At 70.9% G+C, this 25,592-nt stretch carries 17 protein-coding genes; 4 read left to right on the top strand and 13 right to left on the bottom strand.

Annotation, left to right across the window (positions count from 1 at the left end; translation table 11 throughout):
* Positions 1-3: 3 nt before the first annotated feature.
* Both ACQEV8_RS33465 and ACQEV8_RS33460 read left to right on the top strand, forming a co-directional pair.
* Positions 4-816, top strand: coding sequence for a PaaX family transcriptional regulator (locus tag ACQEV8_RS33465; protein WP_432967737.1), 813 nt, complete (start codon positions 4-6; stop codon positions 814-816).
* 80 nt (positions 817-896) lie between these two features.
* On the top strand, positions 897-1,466 hold the full coding sequence (locus ACQEV8_RS33460; protein ID WP_432967734.1) for a cysteine hydrolase family protein: 570 nt from the start codon (positions 897-899) through the stop codon (positions 1,464-1,466).
* On the opposite strand, the gene ACQEV8_RS33455 is transcribed toward ACQEV8_RS33460, so the two are convergent.
* Together ACQEV8_RS33455 and ACQEV8_RS33450 are read right to left on the bottom strand one after the other, a co-directional pair.
* The gene (locus tag ACQEV8_RS33455; protein ID WP_432967731.1) at positions 1,463-3,877 is read right to left on the bottom strand and encodes a bifunctional salicylyl-CoA 5-hydroxylase/oxidoreductase; all 2,415 of its coding nucleotides are present in this window, start codon (positions 3,875-3,877) and stop codon (positions 1,463-1,465) included. The genes ACQEV8_RS33460 and ACQEV8_RS33455 overlap by 4 nt on opposite strands.
* Positions 3,877-4,704: an enoyl-CoA hydratase family protein gene (locus ACQEV8_RS33450; RefSeq protein ID WP_432967728.1), complete on the bottom strand. Its 828-nt coding sequence runs from the start codon at positions 4,702-4,704 to the stop codon at positions 3,877-3,879. The genes ACQEV8_RS33455 and ACQEV8_RS33450 overlap by 1 nt, the downstream gene beginning before the upstream one ends.
* A gap of 309 nt (positions 4,705-5,013) precedes the next feature.
* Between ACQEV8_RS33450 and ACQEV8_RS33445 the strand changes: the two genes are divergently transcribed.
* The gene (locus ACQEV8_RS33445) at positions 5,014-5,481 is read left to right on the top strand and encodes an ATP-binding protein (RefSeq protein WP_432967725.1); all 468 of its coding nucleotides are present in this window, start codon (positions 5,014-5,016) and stop codon (positions 5,479-5,481) included.
* Positions 5,482-5,488: 7 nt separating this feature from the next.
* On the opposite strand, the gene argF is transcribed toward ACQEV8_RS33445, so the two are convergent.
* From argF to ACQEV8_RS33395, 10 genes are all read right to left on the bottom strand, one after another.
* Positions 5,489-6,496 (bottom strand): ornithine carbamoyltransferase, encoded by a 1,008-nt coding sequence (gene argF, locus ACQEV8_RS33440; RefSeq protein WP_432967722.1) that lies wholly within the window; start codon positions 6,494-6,496, stop codon positions 5,489-5,491.
* Between the two features lie 98 nt (positions 6,497-6,594).
* Positions 6,595-7,818 (bottom strand): arginine deiminase, encoded by a 1,224-nt coding sequence (locus ACQEV8_RS33435; RefSeq protein WP_432967719.1) that lies wholly within the window; start codon positions 7,816-7,818, stop codon positions 6,595-6,597.
* 93 nt (positions 7,819-7,911) lie between these two features.
* Positions 7,912-9,621 (bottom strand): HEXXH motif domain-containing protein, encoded by a 1,710-nt coding sequence (locus tag ACQEV8_RS33430; RefSeq protein WP_432967716.1) that lies wholly within the window; start codon positions 9,619-9,621, stop codon positions 7,912-7,914.
* A 384-nt stretch (positions 9,622-10,005) separates the two neighbouring features.
* Positions 10,006-11,115: an effector-associated domain 2-containing protein gene (locus ACQEV8_RS33425; RefSeq protein WP_432967713.1), complete on the bottom strand. Its 1,110-nt coding sequence runs from the start codon at positions 11,113-11,115 to the stop codon at positions 10,006-10,008.
* A 44-nt stretch (positions 11,116-11,159) separates the two neighbouring features.
* A complete protein-coding gene (locus tag ACQEV8_RS33420) occupies positions 11,160-12,311 on the bottom strand; it encodes an alpha/beta fold hydrolase (protein ID WP_432967710.1) in 1,152 nt (383 codons plus the stop codon).
* Between the two features lie 64 nt (positions 12,312-12,375).
* Positions 12,376-16,593, bottom strand: a complete 4,218-nt coding sequence (fxsT, locus tag ACQEV8_RS33415) for an FxSxx-COOH system tetratricopeptide repeat protein (RefSeq protein WP_432967707.1) — start codon at positions 16,591-16,593, stop codon at positions 12,376-12,378.
* 99 nt (positions 16,594-16,692) lie between these two features.
* Positions 16,693-17,739 carry an AAA family ATPase gene (locus ACQEV8_RS33410; RefSeq protein ID WP_432967704.1) on the bottom strand — a complete coding sequence of 349 codons (1,047 nt, stop codon included), beginning with the start codon at positions 17,737-17,739 and terminating at the stop codon, positions 16,693-16,695.
* A complete protein-coding gene (locus tag ACQEV8_RS33405; protein ID WP_432967701.1) occupies positions 17,736-19,322 on the bottom strand; it encodes an effector-associated domain 2-containing protein in 1,587 nt (528 codons plus the stop codon). Before ACQEV8_RS33405 ends, ACQEV8_RS33410 begins: the two co-directional genes overlap by 4 nt.
* 132 nt (positions 19,323-19,454) lie before the next feature.
* Positions 19,455-21,995 (bottom strand): polynucleotide kinase-phosphatase, encoded by a 2,541-nt coding sequence (locus ACQEV8_RS33400; RefSeq protein ID WP_432967698.1) that lies wholly within the window; start codon positions 21,993-21,995, stop codon positions 19,455-19,457.
* On the bottom strand, positions 21,992-23,455 hold the full coding sequence (locus tag ACQEV8_RS33395; RefSeq protein ID WP_432967695.1) for a 3' terminal RNA ribose 2'-O-methyltransferase Hen1: 1,464 nt from the start codon (positions 23,453-23,455) through the stop codon (positions 21,992-21,994). The genes ACQEV8_RS33400 and ACQEV8_RS33395 overlap by 4 nt, the downstream gene beginning before the upstream one ends.
* Before the next feature lie 125 nt (positions 23,456-23,580).
* Between ACQEV8_RS33395 and ACQEV8_RS33390 the strand changes: the two genes are divergently transcribed.
* Positions 23,581-24,375, top strand: coding sequence for an SAM-dependent methyltransferase (locus tag ACQEV8_RS33390; RefSeq protein WP_432967692.1), 795 nt, complete (start codon positions 23,581-23,583; stop codon positions 24,373-24,375).
* A 64-nt stretch (positions 24,376-24,439) separates the two neighbouring features.
* Here the strand turns inward: ACQEV8_RS33390 and ACQEV8_RS33385 are convergent, their stop codons facing one another.
* Positions 24,440-25,363, bottom strand: coding sequence for an LLM class F420-dependent oxidoreductase (locus ACQEV8_RS33385; RefSeq protein WP_432967689.1), 924 nt, complete (start codon positions 25,361-25,363; stop codon positions 24,440-24,442).
* Positions 25,364-25,592 lie beyond the last annotated feature (229 nt).

Raw genomic sequence — 25,592 nt, 5'->3', positions numbered from 1 at the left:
AAGATGATCAACGTGTCCGACCAGCATGCACCACGGTCTCTCATCGTCACGCTCTACGGCGCGTACGGCCGCTTCGTACCGGGCCCCGTGCCGGTAGCCGAACTGATCCGGCTGCTGGCCGCGGTCGGTGTGGACGCCCCGTCCGTCCGCTCCTCGGTGTCGCGGCTCAAGAGACGCGGACTGCTCGTGCCCGCCCGCACCGATCAAGGTGCCGCCGGGTACGAACTGTCCTCGGACGCCCGGCAGTTGCTCGACGACGGCGACCGGCGCATCTACGCCACAGCCCCGCCGGAGGACGAGGGCTGGGTGCTCGCCGTGTTCTCCGTGCCGGAGTCGGAGCGGCAGAAGCGGCACGTGCTGCGCTCCCGGCTGGCCGGCCTCGGTTTCGGCACGGCCGCTCCGGGCGTGTGGATCGCGCCCGCGCGGCTGTACGAGGAGTCGCGGCACACCCTTCAGCGGCTGCGGCTCGACGGGTATGTCGACTTCTTCCGCGGCGGCCACCTCGGCTTCGCCCCGACCGCCGAGGCCGTCACCCGCTGGTGGGACCTGGCGGCCATCGCCAAGGAGCACGAGGCGTTCCTCGACCGCCACGCGCCCGTGCTGCTCGGCTGGGAGAAGCGCGAGGACACCCCGCCAGAGGAGGCCTACCGGGACTACCTCCTCGCCCTGGACTCCTGGCGCCACCTCCCCTACACCGACCCCGGCCTGCCGTCCGCCCTGCTCCCCCGGGACTGGCCCGGGGAGCGCTCGTCGGCGGTGTTCCGGGGCCTGCACGAGCGGCTGCGGGACGCGGGGGCGGAATTCGTGGGGCTGTAGATCGCGTCCCCTCGTTTGGGCCCACCGGGCCACCGGGTACTCGGCAGCGCGATGACAGCACCGGACGGACGGCGGAGGCAATGGAGCGGCGGGCAGGTCCGACGCGGCCGGCTCTGATCGTGATCGACATGATCAACACGTACGACCACGAGGATGCCGAGCTGCTCGTGCCGTCCGCCGAGCGGGTCGTGCCCGTCATCGCCGAGCTGATCGGCCGGGCCCGCGAGGCGGACGTGCCGGTGGTCTACGCGAACGACAACTTCGGACTGTGGCGCTCCCACCACGGAGAGCTCGTGGACACCGCGCTGGCCCGGCCGCACGCGGACCTGATCGAGCCGATACGACCGGACGACGAGTCGCTGTTCGTGGTGAAGGCCCGCCATTCGGCCTTCTTCGAGACTCCGCTGTCCTACCTCCTGTGGAGCCTGGACGTCGGTCATGTCGTCCTGACCGGCCAGGTCACCGAGCAGTGCGTCCTCTACTCCGCCCTCGACGCGCACATCCGCCACCTGGAGGTCACGGTGCCCAGGGACGCCGTCGCCTCCATCCACCCCCATCTGGCGTCCGCCGCCCTCGAGATGATGGAACGCAACATGGGCGCCCGGATCACCGCGGCCAAGGAGACGGATTTCGCGCCCGCCGCGGGCTAGATGCTCAACCGCGGCTTCGGTGCGTCCGTGCGGCCCGTCTGGGGCCGGCGGCTTCCCGCGCGGTACGGGGCCGGCCAGGTGGCGCCCGGGCCCGTGTAGCCCTGTTCGGCCGCCGCGTGCAGGGTCCAGTGCGGGTCGTAGAGGTGCGGGCGGGCCAGGGCGCACAGGTCCGTGCGACCCGCCAGGATCAGGGAGTTGACGTCGTCCCAGGAGGAGATCGCGCCGACCGCGATCACCGGGACACCGGTGGCGCGCCGGATACGGTCCGCGAACGGCGTCTGGTACGACCGCCCGAACTCCGGCCGCTCGTCCGCCACGACCTGCCCCGTCGACACGTCGATCGCGTCGGCGCCGTGCGCGGCGAACGCCCGGGCGATCTCGACGGCGTCCTCGGCCGTGGTCCCGCCCTCGGCCCAGTCGGTGGCGGAGATCCGCACGGTCAGGGGCCGCTCCCCCGGCCACACGTTCCGTACGGCGTCGAACACCTCCAGCGGGAAACGGAGCCGCTTCTCCGGCGAGCCGCCGTAGGCGTCGGTCCGCCGGTTGGTCAGCGGGGAGAGGAATCCGGAGAGCAGGTAGCCGTGGGCGCAGTGCAGTTCCAGCAGATCGAAGCCGGCCCGGGCGGCACGGCAGGCGGCTGCCGTGAACTGCTCACGGATGTCGGTGAGCTGGGCACGGCTCAGCGCGCGCGGGGTCTGGCTGTCCGGCTTGTAGGGGAGCGCGGAGGCGGCCACGAGCGGCCAGTTGCCCTCTTCAAGGGGCTCGTCCATGCCCTCCCACATCAGCTTCGTGGAGCCCTTGCGGCCGCTGTGGCCGAGCTGCACGCCGATCGCGGTGCCGGGAGCCCGGTCGTGCACGAAGTCGGTGATACGCCGCCACGCCTCGGCCTGCCGGCCGGTGTAGAGGCCGGCGCAGCCGGGCGTGATCCGGCCCTCCTCGCTGACGCACACCATCTCGGTCATCACCAGCCCGGCCCCGCCCAGCGCCCGCGCGCCGAGATGGACGAGGTGGAAGTCGCCGGGGACGCCGTCGACCGCCGAGTACATGTCCATGGGCGAGACGACGACCCGGTTGCGCAGGGTCAGACCGCGCAGCCGGAACGGGGTGAACATCGGGGGCGTGCCGGGCGGGCAGCCGAACTCGCGCTCCACGGCCTCCGTGAAGTCCGGGTCGCGCAGCCGCAGGTTGTCGTGGGTGACGCGGCGGCTGCGGGTGAGCAGGTTGAAGGCGAACTGGCGGGGCGGCTGGTCCACGTACAGGCCGAGGTTCTCGAACCACTCCAGGCTGGCGCGGGCAGCGCGCTGCGTGGAGGCGACGACGGGCCGCCGCTCCGCCTCGTACGCGGCCAGGGCCTCCTCCAGCGAGTCCCGTTCCTCCAGGCAGGCGGCGAGGGCCAGGGCGTCCTCGACGGCGAGCTTGGTGCCGGAGCCGATGGAGAAGTGCGCGGTGTGGGCGGCGTCGCCGAGCAGGACGAGGTTGCCGTGTGACCAGCGGTCGTTGACGACCGTGCGGAAAGTCGTCCACGCCGAGTTGTTGGACCGCAGGGGGCGGCCGCGGAGTGCCTCCGCGAAGATCTTGCCGCAGCGTTCGATCGACTCGGCCTCGCCGAGCTCGTCGAAACCGGCCCGCTGCCAGACCTCCTCGCGCATCTCGATGATCACGGTGGAGGCGCCGAGTTGATTCTGCGGCCCGGAGGGCCTCGTTGAGGGGTGGTGGTCGGGCGACGGGCGGGCGTAGGGGTAGCCGTGCAGCTGCATCACGCCGTGTTCGGTCTCGGCGATGTCGAAGCGGAAGGAGTCGAAGGGGAAGTCGGCGGCGAGCCAGATGTAGCGGCAGTGGTGTGTGGTGACCTGGGGGTGGAAGACGTCCGCGTAGGTCTCGCGGGTGGTGCTGTGGATGCCGTCCGCCGCGATGACCAGGTCGTGGGTCTGCGGGAGGTCCTTCGGGGCCTCGGTGTGGAAGCGGAGGGCCACGCCGAGGTCGCGGCAGCGGGTGTGGAGGATTTCGAGGAGCCGCTTGCGGCCGAGGGCGGCGAAGCCGTGGCCTCCGGAGGTGTGGCGGGTGTTGCGGTGGGTGATGTCGATGTCGTCCCAGCGGATGAAGTCCCTCTGGAGGGCCTCGTAGACCTGGGGGTCCGCGTGCTCTATGCCGCCGAGGGTCTCGTCGGAGAGGACGACTCCGAAGCCGAAGGTGTCGTCGGGGGCGTTGCGTTCCCAGACGGTGATGTCGCGGGACGGGTCGAGGCGTTTGAGGAGGGCGGCGGCGTAGAGGCCGCCGGGGCCGCCGCCGATGATCGCCACGCGTAGGGGGTGGCTGTCGTCGTGGTGCGGGTGCGGGTCGTCTGTGGCTGATCGCGCCCCGCGGCGGAGCCGCAAATCGACACAGCCCCGCGCCCCTGAGGGGGTTGTCATCACCGTCCGCTCCACTTGGGAGGGCGCTTCTCTGTGAACGCCGCGTGGAACTCTGCGTAGTCCGCGCTGTTCATCAGCAGCGCCTGGGTCGACGCGTCCAGTTCCACCGAGGCCGCCAAGGGCATGTCCAGCTCGGCCGTCAGCAGGGCCTTCGTCTGGGCGTACGCGAGGGCGGGGCCTTCTGCCAGGCGGTGGGCCAGTTGCTGGGCCACCTCGTCCGCTCTGCCCTCATCCGTCAGTTCGCTGATCAGGCCGATGCGCTCGGCCTCGGGGGCCCGGACCGGGTCGCCGAGCATCAGGAGGCGGGTCGCGTGGCCCAGGCCCACGACCCTGGGCAGGAGGTAGGCCGCGCCCATGTCGCCGCCGGAGAGGCCGACCCGGGTGAAGAGGAAGGCGAAGCGGGCCGAGGGGTCGGCGACGCGGAAGTCCGCCGCGAGGGCGAGCACCGCTCCGGCACCGGCCGCCACGCCGTGCAGCGCCGCGATCACCGGGAAGGGGCACTCCCGGATGGCGCGCACCACCTGGCCGGTCATGCGGTTGAAGTCCAGCAGCCGGGCGGTGTCCATGCCGAGGGTGGCGCCGATGATCTCGTCGACGTCGCCGCCGGAGCAGAAGCCGCGTCCCTCGCCGGCCAGCACCAAGGCCCGTACGGACCGCTCCCGGGAGAGCTCGGCGAGCAGGTCGCGCAGGTCGGCGTAGGCGCCGAAGGTGAGCGCGTTGAGCTTCTCGGGGCGGGCCAGGGTGACGGTGGCGACGCCGTCGGCGAGATCGACGCGCAGGTGCTCCCAGCGGGGGGTGCGGGCGGCGGAGCCGGTGAAGGGACTCATGACGTGCGGCCTCCTCGGGCGGGCACTGTCTCACTGAGCTCTACCCCACAAAGCTATCACTCATCTGTGACTGTCGTCATGAGTGCGCGATAGGCCGTCCGGGTAGGACTTCTGTGCGGAGCCCGGGTGACCCGGGCCGGTCACATCCGTCACAGATCATCCACACCGGCGTAACGGCGGGAGCAGCGGCGCGCGGCACCGCGTTCACCTGGGTAAGCCGTCAGACGAGGGGGCGAAGGCGCCCCCGACCACGGCCCCTCGGACGCCCCAGAAGAGCGGCGCCGTACCATTCATCAGGTTGAAAGCAGGATGTCCTGCTCCATGAACGGACCCGCCTTGTACGAACTCCCCTCAGCCCCCGCCTCCTGGCGCATCGCGCTGCCGCACACCGTCGCGGCGGTGCCCGTGGCCCGTGCTCTGGTCCGTACGGCGCTGGCCGAGCTGGAGTACGGGGCCGACTGCGACACGGCGGAGCTGCTCACGGCGGAGCTGGTGGCCAACGCGGTGGAGCACACCACCGGTGAGGCTCCGATAGAGCTGGTCGTGGAGCTGATGCCGGCGGGATGTCAGGTCGAAGTGCACGACACCGATCCGGCCCCGCCCGGCGACCTCACCCGCCCGGCCGGCGGGCCGCCCGACCCCTGGCAGGAGCACGGGCGCGGGCTGCTGCTGATCCGCGCTCTGAGCTCGTCGTGCGGGCACCGGCCGACCGAGTCCGGCAAGGCGGTGTGGTTCAGGCTGTCCGCGGTACCGGAGCAGCGGCGCCCGTCGGCGTGAGGCCTGTTCAGGCCAGGGTCGCGACCAGGACCGCCTTGATGGTGTGCATCCGATTCTCCGCCTCGTCGAAGACCACCGAGTGAGCCGACTCGAAGACCTCGTCGGAGACCTCGAGGTACCCCAGGCCGTGCGACGCGTGGATCTCGCGGCCGACCTTGGTGCCCAGGTCGTGGAAGGCGGGCAGGCAGTGCAGGAACCTCACGTCCGGGTTGCCGGTGGCGCGCAGGACGTCCATGGTCACGGCGTACGGGCCGAGGGCGGTGATGCGCTCGTCCCAGACCTCCTTGGGCTCGCCCATGGAGACCCAGACGTCCGTGGCGACGAAGTCGGCGCCACGGACGCCGTCGTCCAGGATCTCGGTGAGCGTGATGCGAGCGCCGCTGGACTCGGCGAGCGCGCGGGCCCGGTCGACGACCTCCTCGGCAGGCCAGTAGGCCTTCGGCGCGACCAGACGCACATCCATGCCGAGCAGGGCGCCGGTGATCAGGTAGGAGTTGCCCATGTTGAAGCGGGCGTCGCCCAGGTAGGCGAAGGCGATCTCCGTCAGCGGCTTGGCGCAGTGCTCGGTCATGGTCAGCACGTCGGCCAGCATCTGCGTGGGGTGCCAGTCGTCGGTGAGGCCGTTGAAGACGGGCACCCCGGCGTGCGCCGCCAGCTCCTCGACCTTCTGCTGGCTGTCACCCCGGTACTCGATCCCGTCGTACATCCGGCCCAGCACCCGCGCGGTGTCCCTGACCGACTCCTTGTGACCGATCTGGGAGCCTGACGGGTCGAGGTACGTGGTCGAGGCACCCTGGTCGGCGGCCGCGACCTCGAACGCGCAGCGGGTGCGGGTGGAGGTCTTCTCGAAGATCAGCGCGATGTTCCGGCCCCGCAGGTACTGGGTCTCGGTCCCGGCCTTCTTGGCGGCCTTCAGCTCTGCGGCCAGCTCGACCAGACCGCGGAACTCCTCCTCGGTGAAGTCCAGCTCCTTGAGGAAGTGGCGGCCGGCGAGGGCGCTCGGGGCTGTCGCCATGGGGGCGCTCCAGAGATACGGGGACACAGACTCCTGGAATACTATACGAAGCTCAGCATGTCTATACGGGGCCGGACCGGCAAGCCGGTGGGATCCCTCTACACGGGCTCCCGTTCGACCGGGCAGCTCATACAGCGCGGCCCGCCCCTCCCCCGCCCGAGCTCGCTGCCCGGGATCTCTATCACCTCGATGCCCTGCTTGCGCAGGTGGGTGTTGGTGGTGGCGTTCCGCTCGTAGGCGACCACGACGCCCGGTTCGACGGCCAGGACATTGCAGCCGTCGTCCCACTGCTCGCGCTCGGCGGCATGCACGTCCTGGGTGGCGGTCAGCACCCGGATCTCGTTCAGGCCGAGCGCGGCGGCGATCGCGCGGTGCATGTGCTCCGCCGGATGATCGGTGACCTTCAGCTCCTTCTCGCCGACGCCCGGCTCGATGGTGTACGAGCGGAGCATGCCGAGGCCCGCGTACTGGGTGAAGGTGTCACCGTCGACCATGGTCATCACGGTGTCGAGGTGCATGAAGGCTCGCCGCTTGGGCATGTCGAGGGCCACGATCGTCTCCGCGGAACCGGCGGCGAACAGCTTGTGCGCGAGCATCTCGACGGCTTGCGGTGTGGTGCGCTCACTCATCCCGATGAGGACGGCCCCGTTGCCGATGACCAGGACATCCCCGCCCTCGATGGTCGACGGGTAGTCGGCCTGTCCCTCGGACCACACGTGGAAGGCCTCGTCCCGGAACAGCGGGTGGTACCGGTAGATCGCCTCGAAGTGCACGGTCTCGCGCTGCCGGGCGGGCCAGCGCATGGCGTTGATGGAGACGCCGTCGTAGATCCAGGCGGACGTGTCGCGGGTGAAGAGGTGGTTGGGCAGGGGGTCCAGCAGGAAGTCGTCCAGTTCCATGACGTGGAAGCGCACCGAGGTCGGCTCGGGGTGCCCGTCCAGGAACTCGCGTTTCGTCATGCCGCCGACCAGGAGCTCGGCCAGTTCCCGCGCGGGCAGGTTCTCGAAGGCGGCTCTGAGGTGGTCGGTGGCCAGGGGGCCGTACTCCTTCTCGTCGAAGACCCGGTCCAGGACGAGGGTTCTGGCCGCCTGGACCTGAAGCGTCTCGGCCAGGAGATCACCGAAGAGGTGGACGGCGACGCCCCGGTCGCGCAGCACGTCGGCGAATCCGTCGTGCTCGGCGCGGGCCCTGCGCACCCACAGCACGTCGTCGAAGAGCAGCGAGGTCTTGTTGCTGGGGGTGAGCCTTTTGAGCTCGAGATCGGGCCGGTGCAGGATGACGCGGCGCAGCCGCCCGGCCTCGGAGTGGACGTGGTATGCCATGCCTCCATCCTGACCATCGCGGCGCCCGTTGACTCGCTGCTCGCGCGTTTCCGCGAACTCTTGTTTGCGTCTGTGTGACGACAACCGGGGCGGTCATCCGCTGGGCAGCGGCTGGAGCAGTTCGGGCCGGGCCAGCATCCGCCGGGTCGTCCGCCCCGGGTCGAGCACGGAGCGCGCGACGATCCAGCCGGCGAGGGCGTGCGGTTCGGCGGGATCGGTGGCCAGCTGGTCGGCGTACCGGGCGAGCGCGGCGGCGGCGTCCCCGGCGGCCAGTTGCTCGTCGGCGGTGTGCGGGGCGACGGGCCGGGCGGCGAACGCGTGGGTGCGGACGTCGGGCCAGGAGGTGCGGCCGGGGCGGAAGCGGGGGCCTGAGGAACCGGAGGACGGCGGGGCGACGTTGCGCAGACGCCACTCGGCGCGGTGCAGCGCCGCGGCCGTCCGGGCCCGGGTGAGCGCGGCGTACGGCACCGGCTCGCGCAGCCAGCCGTCGAGCGTACGGGCGAGTCCCGACACGAGGGCCCGGCCCTGCGGGGTGAGACGCCCCTCCACCAGCAGGGTGCGTACGACGAGCCGGCTCTGCAGACGGCGCAGCGCGAAGTGGTACCCGGCCGTGTCGGCCGCCCCGTCGTCCCGCGCCACGGCCAGGCGGTCCCGCCAGAAGCCCGCGACACCGGTGAAGGCGTACGCCCCGTGCAGCAGACCGGTGAGATGCCGCGGGTCGGGCCGCCAGGGTGCGTAGTAGCGCTCCTCCCGGTCGTCGTCGAGCAGCGGGAACAGGTGCAGGAGGGCTGCCAGTTTGCTGTGCTGGAACTCGTGGACGAGGGTCTCGGCGAGGGCGAGCGGGCAGGAGGGGCGGGCGACGACCATGGCGCCGAAGGAGTCGCCGCTGGTGGCGGACACCCGCACGGTCGGCGGGGCGGGGGGCGTCGTGCTGGTGCGGCCCCAGGGCACTATGGCGCGGATCGAGGCCGGGTCCAGCCTCCCGGGCCCGCTCCCGCCCGGCCGGGCGAGCAGAGCGACCGCCTCTTCGAACAGCCGTTGCCAGGCTTCCGCCTCCGCCGCGTCCAGCCTTGCGGGCGGCAGCGGGTCGTCGAGGTCGCGGTAAGGACCAAGATCGTCGAGAGGGATGGAGGCGGGGCCTCCAGGGCCGCTGTGGGTCAGAGTACGCAGGGGGAGGAAGGACGTCGTGGGTCTCGGAGACGGCCCGGGGGTGCCGACCGGTAGTGGTAACGAGCTCGGGCGGGTCGTCAAGGACGTGGTACGACCATCCCGGTCCTTTCCCGTGAGGGTCAGTTCTCCGTCACCGGTACGTGCCCGACCGACCGACAATCCGGATGCTGCGTCCGGGAGGCCGGCGAGCCCCAGGCCCGGCAGGTACAGCTGCCCGTCCGTGAGAGGGACTCGGAGGTCGGCCACCGTACCGGCATGCAGGGCCGCGGTAACAGCCAGCGCGCAGAGCTGTCCCGCTTCCGCCCAGACCGGGGGACCGTCCCCGGTGCCGTGCAGCCGGCGCAGCAGGTGGGCGATCCAGCCTCCGGTGGCGGGCGCCAGCAGCATCCGGTCGACGGGCTCCGGCACCAGCGTGGCCGACTCCTTGATGACGCGCCAGGCCTCGGCTGGCGGAGTCAGCGGCGATGGCAGTCCTTCGAGGCGGTCCAGCAGCGTGCGCAGAAGCAGCAAACGGCGTGCCCGCTCAGCCTGTTCGAGAAAGGCCACGGCCTGCTCGGATCCGCCCCCGTCGGCCAGCTCCGTGAGCAGCCGCACAGGCATGCGAAACGGCGACCCTGTCAGCTCGCTGGTCATGGGCAGAAACCTCCGGCAGGACAGGCGCACTTGGCCCCGTCAAGGTACTCGGGTCCGATGACGGTCCAGCGCGGCGGACGGGGGCTATTCGGCCCTGGCGGTCCCTTCGCCGCCACCTGTCATGCTGCTGCGCGCCCGCAGGACCTCAGTGAGAAGACGCGCATCGGACCGGAGCGGAGGCAATGCGTCCACATCGGTGAGGGGCAGGCCCGACAGATCAGTGAGATCCGATACCCATTCATGGGCTTGGCCCGTACCGGAGGACGACGACTCGGGGACGGCGGTATCAGCCCTGTGGTGGGTGGTCGAACGCTCCACGGTGTCTCCCCCTTCTCGGTCCATGGTGGCACACAGGGCGCCAGGGCCCGTACGCAGTCCGCCAGATCATCGCACATGGCGTCCCCTGTCTCCGTGTCTGCTGCCCGACCGGGCGAGCAGGCGCAGCGCGGTGAACAGTTCGGACTGTCTCTCGGGGTCGTCATCGACGAGAGTCACGGCGTCGTACAGCTCCCAGAGCGCGTCAGGCCGTCGGCGGGCGAGCGACGTGAGGATGCCGACCGCGTCGGTCCGGGCCTTGCTGTGCCGAGGCAGCGACCTGACGAGGGACGGGCTCAAAGCCGCGACCACGGCCTGCCGTTCGATCGGGTCCTCCATCAATGGGTAGGCGAGCAGCGCTTCAACCGCCCGGAGCAACGCGGGGACCGACCGCTCCCCCGGCCCCGGGGCGTCGTCCGAGACGGCCAGATCCTCCGTGCGCCCTGGACCGCGGAGTTGTATCTCGGGGTGCTGGAGGGTCCGCCCGGCTTCCCGGAGCACCGCGATCCGCTCCCGCACCTCGTCGAACAGTTCCTCCGGGTCGGGCACAGCGGGCAGGACGTCCGCATGACGTGCCAGGATGTCGAGGAGTCCGTCCGAGAAGAGACCGGTGGCCCGGACGGGATCGTTGGCGGCTCTTCTGCCCCGGCCCGCCGCTCGTATCAGCGTCTGCCGGTGGGTGAGCGTGCGCCGTCCGGCCGGCAGAGCGTCGGAGGGCAACGGGTCGCGGAAGGCAAGAGCTTCCTCGAACGTTTCGCACGCGTCCACGATCCAGAGCTGCTCGGTGAATCCCGGCACGGAGTCACTGGCGTAACGGTCGAGCGCGGACTCCAGGTCGAGGCAGACCTTGTCGCTCGTGGTGGCATCCGAGCAGAACAGCCGAGTGTGCCCGGCCCGGTCGAGGACCCCGTGCCCACCCCACCACACCCAGAGAACCTCTCCGTGAGATCGCGCCAGTTCCCGCACCAGGGTGCGGCGCAGCGTGGCATGGTCCGCGGGCCGGTATTCGACCTGCGGTTCGTAGGACGGCAATGGCGCTAGGTGCAGGCGCAGCTGATGCTCGGGCACTCCCGCCGAACGCAGCATCCGATGGAAGGCGACGGCGTCACGGGCGGGCCCTGGCAGATCCCAGGCGGAGCCTGCCTCGTACGCCTCGATGCCTACGATCAGGGCGTGCACCCTGGCAGGGTCCACAGGCAGTACCGCCGGCCGGTCACGGCCGGTCACGGGAGACGCTCCGCGATCCTCCGGTACACATCCAGGTTGGTCCAGTAGGCGCTGTGGGCCGCCGGGAAGGGCTGGCCGTTGTCGACGGGCGTATCGGTGATCCGGCCGGGAAAGAGACGAGCCCCGACGTAGCTCAGCAGGTCTCGGGGGTCGTACAGGTTCAGCCAGCCGGGGACGTGCGCGGGCAGTTCCTGGGGGTGAGTGAGAGACGGCAAGGAGCCGGACTCGTAGAGGAAGGGAGCCTGGGAACCGACGGTCACCAGGAGCCGCACCTGCGGCAGTGGAGCGACTACGAGCGTGTCGAGGGCGATGATCCCGCCGAGACTGTGCCCGATGAGAGCTACCGGGGGGTGCAACTCCCCGACCAGGTCGCGCAGTTCCGTGCGGACGCCCTCCCCTCGGCAGAGGTAGCGCAGCACGTCGCCCGCCGCCGGATGGGCAGCTTGGGTGAGCGCGTGACGGCGCGAAAGGAGGGCTCGCGAAGCCACCGCTCCTGCCGTCCCCAGCACGAACGTGCGCAGGCCGCGTTCGGACCCTCTGGGCCCCGCGCCGAGGTACCGCGCGAGGCTGTCGAGGAGTTCATCACGGCTGCGGCTGTCCGGAACGAGCGGATGACCGGCGTCGAGGGCGGTGGTGACCGCCTCGGCGACGAGGGCCCGGGCCACGAGGACGGCGAGTTCGTCAGCGGATACGGACGCGGCGGCGGGTCCGAGGAGTGGGTGACCGTGCAGACGCGCGGCGGCGTCGGCCACCCCGGTGGCCGACTCGGGTACGAGGTTGCCGGCTTCGGCTCTCAGTGTGGTGAGGCGGTCCTGGAGCCGCTGTTCCGGAAGTACTGAGCCCGGTGGCCGCTCACCGGGCCGGTGCGCCGCCGCGAGACGCAGTTCGGCGTCCGGGTCGGCGTAGAGGGCGGCCCAGGCCGCCGCCGAGTCGTCAGGTGAGCCGCCGATCCCGCGGTCACCTCCTGCCTCCGGCGGGATGCTGGCTCCTCCGGCGGCGAGTTCGGCGCCGTGGGTATCGCCCCAGTAGTAGGGCACGAAGCGCAGGTCGTCGCGCAGAGCGGTGAGCCCGGCGGTGACACGTCCGGCCAGCACCGAAAAGCCTGTCCGGCGCACTCCTGTCCCGTGCACGAGCACCACTGTCGTCATGAGCCTTCTCTCCGCTCTTCCGGTGAGGAAGCGCTTCCGGGACGCGGCTGGCCATCTGCAGCCTCTAGAGCGGCATGGGCGCCATGTCGCACTCGATACGGCGGCGCTGACCGGCCGCGAGTAGCCAGGGATGGTCGGCACGGAGCGCGCGGGAGAAGCCCTCCACCGCCTGCCGCTGCAGCTCTTCCGCCTCCGGCCCGCGGCCCAGCCCGCGCAGGTCGAGCGCGAGGTTCGCCGTGCCGGCGAGCGCCAGCGGGTGTTCTTCGCCCAGAACCTCGGCCAGCAGCGGCACAGTCGCCCTGTCGATCTCGTGTGCCTCGTCGAAGTCGAGCCGGAGATATGCCGTGTTGGCCCGGCCGAGCGCCGCGGTCAAAGTGATCACGTGACCGGGCCCCACTGTCTCGCTGAGCCTGCGGGCCGCGTCGTCCTCCAGTTCCCGCGCCTGGTCGAGGCAGCCGAGCGCACGCAGGGTGGCGGCCAGGTTGGCCCTGGTCAGCAGGGAGTAGGCATGCTCCTCACCGAGGAGGTACGCATATCGTCCCAGCGTCTCCTCGGCCAGTCCCTGGGACTCTTCGAGCTGGCCGGCCAGGCGCCGGTCGACCGACACGTTCGTTGCCGTCTGCAGCGTGTCGAAGTGGTCGGGTCCGTAGCGCGCGTTGAAACGCCGCAAGGTGGCCTCCGACAGCCGGGCGGCTTCGGTGAGCGCACCGTCACGGCGTCGGCAGACCGCGAGGGTACGGGCGATGCGCAGGCTGAGCGGGTTCTCCGCTCCGAGGGCTTCACGCACCCGGCGGTGCACGTCTTCCTGGAAGCCTCGTGCACCCGCGTAGTCGCCGGCTTCCAGCATGTCCAAGGCAAGGGCGTTGAGGCTGTTGAGCGTGAAGAAATTCGCGGGCCCGAACATCAGATCCCTCAGTCGGGCATTCTCCTGATCGAGGCGTAGCGCCTCCTCGAACTGCCCGCACCAGCGCAACGTCACCCCCCAGCTGTGGGTGGCGCGCAGGGTCATGGGGTCGTCCGGACCGAATTGCGACCGTGCCAGCTCGGCGGCCTCCCTGCACAAGTCCCTCGCCTCTTGGAACCTGGCCTGGTAGCCGCGGGCGTCGGCCATCTCGCACAGGGAGTCGATCAGGTCCTCGGACTCGACCCGCATCCGCCGGGACACGTCCAGAGCCCTCTCGGTGAGCGGGATGGACTCGGGAACCTGGCCGATCTGGCGCAGCAGGAACCCGAAACTCTTCATCACGCGGATGACGTGGAAGTCCTCCTCTCCCGAAGCCGCCAGCCAGGCGCTCCAGGCCTGCCGGGCCAGGTCAGCGGCGCCTTGATGATCGCCCCAGGTGTAGAGGAACCAGACGGTGTCGAAGACCAGTTCGCGCACATAGGTGTCGATGCTGGTCACCGCTTGCGAGGTGAGTACATGGGGAAGCAGTGCCTGGTAGGCACGCCACTCCAGCGCTGATCCGTACGGGCCCGGTTTCGCGGCCGACAGCAACTGGTGTGCCGCGTCCCGCATGTGCTCCCTTTCCTCAGGGCTCAGTTTGGCCAGGAGCACCGTCTGCAGCAGGCGGTGCATCTGCAGGGTGTCGGTCCGCGGGTCGACCTTGACGAGAGAGAACTGGCTGAGATCCCGGACTGCGCGGTTCAGCTTGATCGACTCCCGCAACAATGGGTCGATTTCGGGCGTGATGGTGACACCGCGGCTGCCACGCAGGATGGACCTCGGAATGGGCTCAGGGGCCATGCTGGCGCAGATGTCGAGAAGCTGCCGGGCACCGGGGTTGCTCTGCCGGAGCCGTTCCAGTGAGATGTCCCAGGCAGCGGCGACGGAGACCGGGTAGTCAGGTGCCGGGTCGAGATCGAGGATCTCGGGGCTTCGCCGGTCGAGCAGGTCGAGGTACTCATCGACCTGCATGCCCGTCACTGCGTGCCAGGTACCCGCCTGTTCCACGGCGAGGGGCAGATCTCCGAGAGCCTCGGCCAGCCGGCCGGCCTCCTCGGTCGACAGGTCGGGGGACCTTTTCTGGAGCAGCTCGACGGACTCCGCACGTTCGAAGACGTCCACCGGCAGGGGCGTGGCCACGCGCTCCCAAGTTCGGTTCCGGGAGGTGACGATGATCTTCCCGGGCCCATTGGCGGGGAAGTAGTTCCGCACCATTTCGACATCCTCGGCATTGTCGAAGACGAGCAGCCAGTCGTCGTACGGCACTCCGGTGCGCAGCGCTTCCAGGGCCGCGGGGACGGCCGTGCCCGCGGCAGGGACGCCCACGCTGTCCTGATCCGTCGGGGCGACGCCCAGTTGAGCGGCGAGAGTCGCGAGTGCGGCGAGGACCAGACTCTCGCGCTCGGCGGCGATCCAGCAGATCACCTTGTAGTCGTATTGATGGGTGTAGACGTACTCCAGCACAAGCTGAGACTTGCCCACACCACCTAACCCGTGCAGCGCATGAGGCAGTACGGCCGCAGTGTCCTGGGCAGCGAGTTGTTCCTCCACCGTCCGCAGCAGTGCCTGCCGGCCGACGAACGTCGTGTTCCGCAACGGAACGTTCACCAGGAGGGCAGGCGATCCCGCCGAAGTCCTGTTCATTGCCTGCCGTGCCTCCGTCGGGTGCTGGTTGAGGTCGAACGGTCCTGCCGCCGTCTGCGCGGCCGGTGCCTCGTGTGCGGGCCCATGCATCAGCCGTGTGGAACGCTCTGCGGGCCGGTCGCCGACCATGCCCGGGGTGCCTCGCTCGGCCTCGATACGGCGGGCCCGTTGGGAGTACGAGCCGGCCAGCGCCCGCATGACCGCGAGCTCGGACTGCTGCCAGGCCCCTGCGTTCGGGTCGGGCAGAGCCGCGCCGTAGGGGTCGCGCAGGGCGGCCCGCAGCGCGACGCCGCGTTCTCCTGCCGCGGGCAGTTCGCCGAGGATCTGGATGATTCGGGCCAACTGGGAGCGGGTCGTGGTGGCGAGCAGTGCTTCACGGATTCCTGCGGCGAATTCGGGAGGCTCCGAGTCGTGGCCGTCCCAGTCGATCAGGCCGCCCATGAGGATCTCGGCGAGGTGTTCAGGGCCGGCGGACGGCATGGTCCGCATGCGCAACTGCTCGATGAGCTCGAACTCGAGGGGGATCGCGGCGATCTGCGTAGCGAGCCTACGGGCCGCCGGTGTGGCCAGGGTGAAGAAGCGGCCCACCGCCTCGCTCGCTCCTGATCGACGCGGGGCGCGCAGTCCGGGCGCAGGAGCTCCCCGGTGCAGCGATCCCACGACCACGGCGGGCAGCGCACGACGCACGCCCGGTTCTCCCATGACCAGGTCGGCCCAGGCAGCGAAGGAGCCTGCCTTCAACGACAGCACCGGGACGGGCAAGGCTTCGTCGGAAAGGTGAGGCAGGGGACGCATCGGATCGGGCCCGCCCGCCGACGGCCCGAGGCCCAGACGGTGGTTGGCCTCGCCGAAGCCTCCGGCCTCCAGTTCCGCGGGGTGGGGATACAGGGAGGAGCGGTGCCGCATGTGCGGCGGCAGCAGGTGCACCAGGGCGGTGGGGCCGGCCCGGCCGAGGCGATCGAGGAGGTGGTCGGCGCCGGATGCGGCCCAGCCATGGCCGAGCCCGTCGGTGACAACGAGGAAGACACGGTCTCTTCTGCCGTTGAGGATCTCCCCGGGGTCGAGTGCGGCCCCCGCCGCACTCCATCGCAGTGTCGGTTCACCGTTCGGGGTCACCCCCACCCTCACTGTCCGTACGGCCCGGAAGGCACCGCTGTGTTCGGCGGCGGCGGACACAGCGGCCGTCTCCTCACCCCAGATCGCCATGGTGGGGGCGTCGTCGACAAGGAGCACCAGCTCGAACGCGGTGGCGTCGGCGGGCTGGAAGGTGGGGATCCAGAGCTCGTCGAAGACGCCCCGTTCGGCCGTGGCCTCTTCGTCCAGTCGCACGGCGTCGTGGGAGGGCACCTGGCGGGCGAGGCGGTGCAGGGCCCGGGCGAGCGCCGCGGCGGGGCGGTTCCGCTCCGATGTGCCGGGCGCTGTCCGGGGGAGGACGGGTCTGCCGAGCTGCACCCGGTCGTAGCCATCCGGGTCGGGCGTGAACAAGGAGGGCGGCGGCGTACTGGTTTCGTCCGTCGGCGGATCCGCGGGCTCGTCGGGCGGCGGAGGGTTCGCAAGTCCCGCTGTCCCGCCTTCCCGCTGCTCCTTGTCCGGCGGGTTTGCGTCCGTGCGGACGGGGCGATCGGTACGCGTCCAGTGGGCGCTCAGCCAGAGGGCGTCCGCGAAGTCCTGCCAGCGGGGGGTGGGCGATTGCACAGCGGACAATGAGGGTTCCGGCGGGGGCTGTGCCGCGGTTCTCGTGCCGACGGCGCCCACGTCGGGCCCCGGCGCGGGCTTGTCGGGCACCCCGTCCACTCAACGGCCCTTCGCCAGGTCGCGCAGCAGCATCTCCAGAAGCTTGCGCCCGCCCTCATCGGCCCGGAAGGTACCCGCGGAAGTGAGCTGGACGGCATTGAGCAGCTGGTCCAGGGAGTGCATGCCTCCCGCCTCGATCCGTTTGACGAACAGATCCACGAGGGCCTCGGCGTCCGGCGGCCGTGCCCTCAGGTGGCTTTCCACGATGGCGAGCAGTTGCTCACGGCTGGGGGTGCGCATCGCAAGCGGAAGACAACGCCGACGGAATGCGGCCGGAAACTCCCGTTCCCCATTGCTGGTGATCACCACGACAGGGAACTCCCGGCATTCCACCCGGCCTTGCCGCACCACGGCGTGCACCTCTGGATCACTGGTGTGCACAGTCGCGCTGTCCTGCGTGTCACGAACCAGCTCCGGGATGTCGTAGCTGCCGTTCTCCAGAACGTGCAGGAGGTCGTTGGGCAGGTCGATGTCGCTCTTGTCGAGTTCGTCGACAAGCAGCACGCGAGGGCGCTCGTAAGGCAGCAGGGCTGTGCCGAGGGGGCCCAGCGTGATGAAGTCACCGATGGTGGGGGGCGGTGGTCCGTCGTCGGCTCCGGCGGCATCGCCGGCCAGCCCGGCTCGCCATGCCGCGATGGCCTGAGCACGGCCGAGCGCGTCATGGGCGTACAGTCCGTCTCGCAGGGTGGTGCGGCTGACGATGTTCCACTCCAGCACGCGCCCGAGACCGAGCTCGCGAGCCATCAGGTAGGCGAGTGTCGACTTGCCCACGCCAGGTGAGCCGGTCACCAGCAGGGGCCTGCGCAGCAGAAGGGCGGCATTGACGATGTCGGTGCTCTCGCCGTCGAGCTGTGGAACGGCGTCGACCTGACCGAGGCGGCGCGTCGCGGACTCCTCGTCCTCGGGTGGTGGAGGCTGCGGTGGGTCGCCCCGGAACCGGCGCCAGGGCGGCACCGGCGGCAGTGGGGGCAGCGCCCCTCGCGGGGCGGCCCCCGTGGCTCGGAAGACGCGCCAGTTCTCCGCCTCCGCCGGTTCCGGCCCGCTCATACCGGGGCCTCCTCACTGTCGGTGGTGTGCTTGCTGTCGGGCTGACCGATGGCGGACTCGTCCGCCGGGTCGTGGTCGGCGGCTGTCTGGATGTCCACGAGCCTGTTCGGGTCGTCCCAGAAGAAGGCGATGTGCCGGCCGAGCAGCAGGGGCCCGGCGGCATCGAGTTCCGCCCTGCGCCGGAGTCGGTGGATGACCAGGGGGAGCTGTGTCGGCCGCTGCACTGCGGCGAAGACGGCCGTGACCACCTCGCGGCGCTCCTCGAGGAACGTACCCCTGCGGTCCCAGACGGCAAGGGCGACCCCTTCGGCGATGGCCGCCTTGAGGGCTTCGGTGGCCGGGCCTCCGTCAGGAGCATCGAGCACCGCGGCCGTGCGGCCGGGTTCGGCGGCGAGGGCAGCCTGCCACTCGTCAAGTGCGTCGGTATCGGAAGCCCGCCAGCCGTGGACGGCGATGCCCTGGCTCTGCAGTCTGGTCCACCGTTCCTGCCACTGAGCCCTGACCAGGACATCGTCGGTGCGCATCCGCTCCAGGCTGCGCAGGTGCACTGCGTACTTCAGCCCGAGAGGCAGCGGTTTGCCGTCTCCCGAACGGACGGTCAGACCCGCCACGTTGTGATTCAGCAACGTGTACGGGAGGACGAACTCGACGTAGGGTGGCGAGGCTTCGGCGCCGTCCGGGACGGAATCCGGAAGCCCTGAGGCGAGCCGCACCACCTGGCGCAGAGCACGCTCCACCGCGTCGCCGAGTCCGTCGAGGCTGATCGTCTCGGGCAGGGACGGCTGTGGTTGCCAGTAGCCGGGGACCGTGTTGAGCCAGGGACGGACCACGATGTCTCCGGATCCGTCGCCCGCCGGCTCCACGGTCACGACCAGGCTTCGGGGAATCGTCGGGTCGGGAGTGGCTCTCACCCGGTGAGCCCGCCGTCGTTCGAGTGCGGTGAGCAGACCCGACCGCTCTGCCCAGCCCCGGGCCCAGGAGGACAGGGCGTTCTGCCAGCCTGGCGCCCGGATCAGCCCCGCCGCGTGCTCGATGAGAAGCACGGCCGGCGGTAAACCGTCCGGCTGCACGTTCAGCTCCGTGAGGTGCACGAACAGCCGACCGGGGGTAAGCCGTGGCGGCATCTCGAGGTGCAGTTCTCTGGAGAGTCCGTCACGAAGCGCCGCCCCGGGCAGCTGCCCGTCCACGGCGTCCAGAAGCGCGAGAGCCGCATCCGTGTCACGCCGGGTCAGCGGCCCGGGGAGAGGCCGGGAGACACTCTGCTGATGATTTCCGGAAGTCAGCAACTGCTCGAACTCGGCGGCGACCGAGGAACCTTCGAAGAGCCGCACCACGTCGACCAGCGCACGCTCACCGTCGGGTACGCTCAGCGAGGCTCGCACCAGAGCGATGACGTCTTCGCGCTGCCTGGTTCCGCGCAGATCGACGTGCACGTTCAACTGATCCGCGAGGACTCCGGCGAAGAAGACCCGCCCCGGCTGATCCTCGACACAGCTCAGTTCGCACAGCGCCTCTGTCAGGCGGAACAGCAGAGATCCTCCCGGCGCACGCCCGAACTCGCCTAATCCAGCCGCTGTCTCCACCGACCTTCCCCCACGAGCCGGTACACCTGACTGACCAGCGAACGTAGCACGTCGATCCCCCTCTAACCAGAGTTGCTCGGCATCGGACGTCACAAAGCGCAGGTGGGCGAGAGCAGTTCATCGCCCACCTGCTCACAGCCTCGGGTCCACCGGCTCCGATTCCAGGGCCAGCACCCCGAAGACCGCCTCGTGCACCCGCCACAGCGGCTCACCGTCGGCCAGCCGGTCCAGGGCCTCCAGACCCAGGGCGTACTCGCGGATCGCCAGGGACCGCTTGTGGTTGAGGAACCGTGAGCGCAGGCGGGCCAGGTTCTCCGGGCGGGTGTACTCGGGGCCGTAGATGATCCGCAGGTACTCGCGGCCGCGGCACTTGATGCCGGGCTGGACGAGGCGGCCCTGAGGGTCGCGGACGAGGGCGCCGATCGGCTTGACGACCATGCCCTCGCCGCCGCGGCCGGTCATCTCGAGCCACCAGTCGACTCCGGCCCGGACGGACTCGGGGTCGGCCGTGTCGACGTACAGCCGACGGGTGGTCCTGAGCAGCCCGCTGCCGTCGTGCTCGACGAGCCGGTCGAGCAGGGCGAGCTGCTCGTCGTGGGGCAGGGCGGCGAGGCTGCGGCCCTGGACGGCGAGGATCTGGAACGGTGCCAGGCGGACGCCGTCCAGGCCCTCCGTGGTCCAGCAGTAGCGGCGGTAGGCCTCGGTGAACGCGGCGGCGTCGGCGGAGCGTTCGCGGGTCCGGGTCAGCAGGCCCGTCACGTCCACGCCGCGTGCTGCCGTGCCCTCCAGCGCCGCCAGCGCGCCCGGGAGCACCGCGCCGGAGGCGGCACCCACCGCCGCGTACTGGGAGCGCAGCAGACCGGACGCCTTCAGGGACCAGGGCATCAGCTCGGCGTCCAGCAGCAGCCAGTCGGTGGCCAGTTCGTCCCAGAGACCGGCCTCGCCGACCGCCGTGCGCACCCGGTCGAGGATCTCCTCGGTGAGGGCGTCGTCGTCGAGGAACGGGCGCCCGGTGCGGGTGTAGAGGGCCCCGGCGGGCCCGTCCACCCCGAAGTGCTTGCGCGCCGCGTCGGTGTCCCGGCACACCAGGGCCACCGCCCGCGACCCCATGTGCTTCTCCTCGCACACGACCCGCTCGACACCGTCCGCCGCGTACTGCGCGAAGGCCTCCACCGGGTGTTCGAGGTAGCCGTCGGCCTTGCTGGTCGCCGTCGGTGCCATCGTCGGCGGGAGGTACGGCAGCAGCCGCGGGTCCACCGCGAAGCGGCTCATGACCTCCAGGGCCGCCGCCGCGTTCTCCTCACGGATCGAGATCCGGCCCTGGTGCCGGGTCTCCACGACTCGCCGGCCATGCACGTCCGCCAGGTCCAGCGGGCGGCCGTCGTGCCCACCGGGGGCCTCCGTGAGCAGCGGCTTCACCGGCTCGTACCAGACGCGCTCCGCCGGCACGTCGACCAGCTCGCGCTCGGGCCAGCGCAGCGCGGTGAGCTTGCCGCCGAAGACGGCGCCGGTGTCCAGGCAGATGGTGTTGTTGAGCCAGGTGGCCTCCGGGACCGGGGTGTGGCCGTAGACGACGGCGGCCCGGCCCCGGTAGTCCTCCGCCCACGGGTAGCGCACCGGCAGCCCGAACTCGTCGGTCTCCCCGGTGGTGTCGCCGTACAGGGCGTGGCTGCGGACCCGGCCGGAGGTGCGGCCGTGGTATTTCTCGGGCAGCCCGGCGTGGCAGACGACCAGCCGGCCGCCGTCGAGGACGTAGTGGCTGACGAGGCCGTCGAGGAACTCCCGTACCTCGGCGACGAACTCCTCGCTCTGGCCCGCCATCTGCTCGATGGTCTCGGCGAGGCCGTGGGTGTGCTGGACCTTGCGGCCGCGCAGGTGACGGCCGTACTTGTTCTCGTGGTTGCCGGGCACGCACAGGGCGTTTCCGGACTTCACCATCGCCATGACGCGGCGCAGCACGGCCGGGCTGTCGGGGCCTCGGTCGACCAGGTCGCCGACGAAGACGGCGGTGCGGCCCTCGGGGTGGACTCCGTCGGTGTAGCCCAGCTTGGCGAGCAGCGCCTCCAGTTCGGCGGCGCAGCCGTGGATGTCGCCGACGATGTCGAAGGGGCCGGTGAGGTGGGTCAGGTCGTTGAAGCGCTTCTCGGTGACGACCGTGGCGTGCTCGACCTCGTCGACGCCGCGCAGGACGTGCACCTTGCGGAAGCCCTCGCGCTCCAGGTGCCTGAGGGAGCGGCGGAGTTCGCGGGTGTGGCGGTGGATGACCCGGCGGGGCATGTCCGCGCGGTCGGTGCGGCCCGCGTTGCGCTCGGCGCACACCTCCTCGGGGACGTCGAGCACGATGGCGATCGGCAGGACGTCGTACTGCTTGGCCAGGTCGATCAGCTGGCGTCGGGCGTCGGGCTGCACGCTGGTCGCGTCCACGACCGTGCGGCGGCCGGCGGCGAGGCGCTTGCCCGCGATGTAGTGCAGGACGTCGAAGGCGTCCTTGGTGGCGCTCTGGTCGTTCTCGTCGTCCGAGACGAGGCCGCGGCAGAAGTCGGACGAGATGACCTCCGTGGCCTTGAAGTGCCTGCGGGCGAAGGTGGACTTGCCGGAGCCGGAGGCACCGACGAGCACCACCAGGGAGAGGTCGGTGACGGGCAGGACCCGCCCCTCGCGTACGTCGGTCATGCCGCCTTCGCCTCCTTCGGGGTGGTCAGGGTGAACACGGCCATCTGGGTGGGCGGGCCCACCTCGGGGTCGTCGGGGCCCACGGGTATGAACTCGGCCGTGTAGCCGTGCCGTTCGGCGACCGCCTCGGACCATGCCCGGAACTCCGCCCGGGTCCATTCGAAGCGGTGGTCGCGGTGGCGGACGTGGCCGGCCGGGAGGCTCTCCCAGCGCACGTTGTACTCGACGTTCGGGGTCGTCACGAGGACCGTGCGCGGGCGGGCCGAGCCGAACACGGCGTACTCGAGGGCGGGCAGCCGGGGCAGGTCGAGGTGCTCGATGACCTCGCTGAGCACGGCGGCGTCGTAGCCCTTGATCCGCCGGTCGGTGTAGGCGAGCGAGCCCTGGATGAGCTTGACGCGCGCGGCCTGCCGCTCCCCCATGCGGTCCAGCTTGAGCCGCCGGGAGGCGATGGTGAGCGCCCGCATCGACACGTCCACGCCCACGATCTCGGTGAACGCCGGGTCCTTGAGCAGGGTCTGCACCAACTGGCCCTGTCCGCAGCCGAGATCCAGGACACGGGCGGCCCCGGACGCCTTGAGCGCGGCGGTGACCGCCTCCCGGCGCCGCACGGCCAGCGGGGTCGGACGCTCCTCCGTCTCGGTCTCCGCCCCGACCGCGTTGTCGATCTCCTCGACCTCGCTGTCGTCGGTCTCGGCCAGCCGTACCAGCTCCAGCCGCTCCGTCGCGGCACGGGTCAGCGACCAGCGGCGCGCGAGGTAGCGGCTGGTGATCAGCTTCTGCTCCGGGTGGCCTGGCAGCCAGCCCTCACCGACACGCAGCAGCTTGTCGACCTCGTCGGGGGCGACCCAGTAGTGCTTGGCGTCGTCCAGGACCGGGAGCAGGACGTAGAGGTGGCGCAGGGCCTCGGCGAGGGTGCGGTCTGTGGACTCCAGTTCGAGTCGGACGTAGCGGGAGTCGCCCCACTGCGGGAACTCGGTGTCCAGCGGCACGGGTTCGGCGGTGACGGTCCAGCCCAGCGGCTCGAAGAGCCGCCGTACCAGCCCGGGGCCGCCGCGGGCTGGCAGCGCCGGCACCTCGATACGCAACGGCCGCGGTACGGCGGGCAGTTCGGGCCGGGCGTTGCAGACGCCCTTCATCGCGCTGGAGAAGACGCCGCTCAGGGCCACGGCGAGAAGGGAGGAAGCGGCGTAGGGGCGGTCGTTGACGTACTGCGCGAGCGCCGCGTCCGGGGCACCGCCCCGGCCCTTGCCCTTGCCCCGCCTGACCAGTGCCACCGCGTCCACCTCCAGCAGCAGCGCCGCCGTGCAGCGCTCGGCTGTCGCCTCGGGGTAGAGGACGTGGGCCGTGCCGTAGGAGGTGGAGAACGCCTGGGCCTTCTCGGGATGCTTGTGCAGGAGGAAGCCGAGATCGGTGGCCGGGCGTTCCGGGGTGCCGGTGGTGGTGATCGTCAGGAACACGGTGGTGAGCCTCGAAGTAGGGGCTGAACTGCGGATCCACTCACCGTACAGAGGGAACATCGGCAGCATCCGGGAATTTTCGCTAGCCTCCGGCCGACCGGGCGTTCGAGGGAGGATGTGCGACTGTGAGCACCATCGACACCAGCAGGCCCCATGCGGCGCGGATGTACGACTACTTCCTGGGCGGGAAGGACAACTATCCGGTCGATGTGGCGGCGGCCGAGCAGGTGACCTCGCACTTCCCCGCCGTGAGCGCGATGGCGCGGACCAATCGCGCCTTCATGCACCGCGCCTCCCGGTTGCTGGCCGAGCGGGGCGTCCGCCAGTTCCTCGACATCGGGACCGGCATCCCCACCGAGCCGAACCTGCACCAGATCGTCCAGGGGATCGCCCCTGAGGCCCGGGTGGTCTACGCGGACAACGACCCGATCGTCCTCCGGCACGCCGAGGCCCTGCTGCACAGCGCGCCGGAGGGGAGGACCGCCTATGTCCAGGCCGATGTGCGGGACCCCGGGAAGATCATCGCGACGGCCCGGGAGACCCTCGACTTCAGCCGGCCGATCGCCCTCTCCCTGGTGGCGCTCCTGCACCTGGTGGGCGACGGGGACGAGCCCCTCCGGCTCGTCCGGGAGCTCCTCGAACCGCTCGCGCCCGGCAGCCACTTGACGCTTTCCCACGCGACCGGCGACTTCGACCCGGAGACCTGGGAGCGGGTCGTCGAGGTGTACCGCAAGGGCGGCACGGCGGCGCAGGTGCGCGGCCTCGGAGAGTTCTCGGAGTTCTTCACGGGCCTTGAGCTGGTGGACCCCGGGGTGGTCCTGGCCGCGCGGTGGCACCCCGCGCTCGGCGAACCGCGCGAGGGCGATGACGGGGGCGAGGAGGAGATCCCCCTCTACGTCGGCGTCGCCCGCAAGCCCTGACGGAGGCCCGGCGGATCGCGCTCCACGGCCCGATCCGCCGGACGGCCGACGTGCCGTGCCGGCCCTACGACAGCTGCGCCTGCACCTGCGAGGAGATCAGCTCCAGGTGGTCGAGGTCGTGCAGGTCGAGGATCTGGAGGTAGATCCGCCGGGCGCCGATCTCTGCGTAGCGGCCGATCTTGTCGACGACCTCGGACGGGGAACCGGCCAGCCCGTTGAGCTTCAGCTCGTCGGCCTCGCGGCCGATCGCGGCGGCACGGCGGGCGATCTCCGCCTCGTCACGGCCGACGCAGACGACGAGGGCGTTGGAGTAGGTCAGATCGTCGCCGTCGCGGCCTGCCTCCTCGGCGGCGGCACGGACCCGGCCGAACTGGCGCTCAGTGTCCTCGATGGAGGCGAAGGGCATGTTGAACTCGTCGGCGTACTTCGCGGCCAGTCGCGGGGTGCGGGTGGCGCCGTGGCCGCCGATCAGCACGGGGATCTTCTGCTGCGCGGGCTTGGGCAGCGCGGGAGAGTCCGTGAGGTCGTAGTGGGTGCCGTGGAAGTCGAAGGTCTTGCCGCGCTCCGTCGCCCACAGGCCGGTGACGATCTCCAGCTGCTCCTCGAGGCGGGCGAACTTCTCCTTGGGGAACGGGATGCCGTAGGCCTTGTGCTCCTCCTCGAACCAGCCGGCACCGAGGCCGAGCTCGACGCGGCCGCCGGACATCTGGTCGACCTGCGCGACCTGGATGGCGAGCACGCCGGGCAGCCGGAAGGTACCGGCGGTCATCAGGGTGCCGAGCCGGATGCGCTTGGTCTCCCGGGCGAGTCCGGCCAGGGTCAGCCAGGCGTCGGTGGGGCCGGGGAGGCCGTCGCCGGAGCCCATGCGGAGGTAGTGGTCGGAGCGGAAAAAGGCGTCGAAGCCCAGGTCCTCGGTGGCCTTGGCGACGGCGAGCAGCGTGTCATAGGTGGCCCCCTGCTGGGGCTCGGTGAAGATGCGCAGTTCCATGCTTCCATCCTGCACGCCGGGGTGCGGGGCGACGAGATCGGTCCCCCGTCCCCGCGCGCCCCTGTCGGGTGAAATTACGTCCATACCGCGGGTGCGGCCTGACCCGGCCAGTGACCGGCCCCGGTGGTGATCGTTGGCTCGGGCGGAGCCGGAGCCCCCGGCTTCCGCACCGCCCGGCGACCGCCGGGGTGTCACCCGCGTCGGGCCTCCCCGGGGGCCATGGGCCGAG

Origin of the sequence: Streptomyces sp. CA-179760 (assembly GCF_050937045.1) — a bacterium.
Taxonomy (GTDB): domain Bacteria; phylum Actinomycetota; class Actinomycetes; order Streptomycetales; family Streptomycetaceae; genus Streptomyces.
This window is presented reverse-complemented; position numbering and strand designations above follow the sequence as displayed.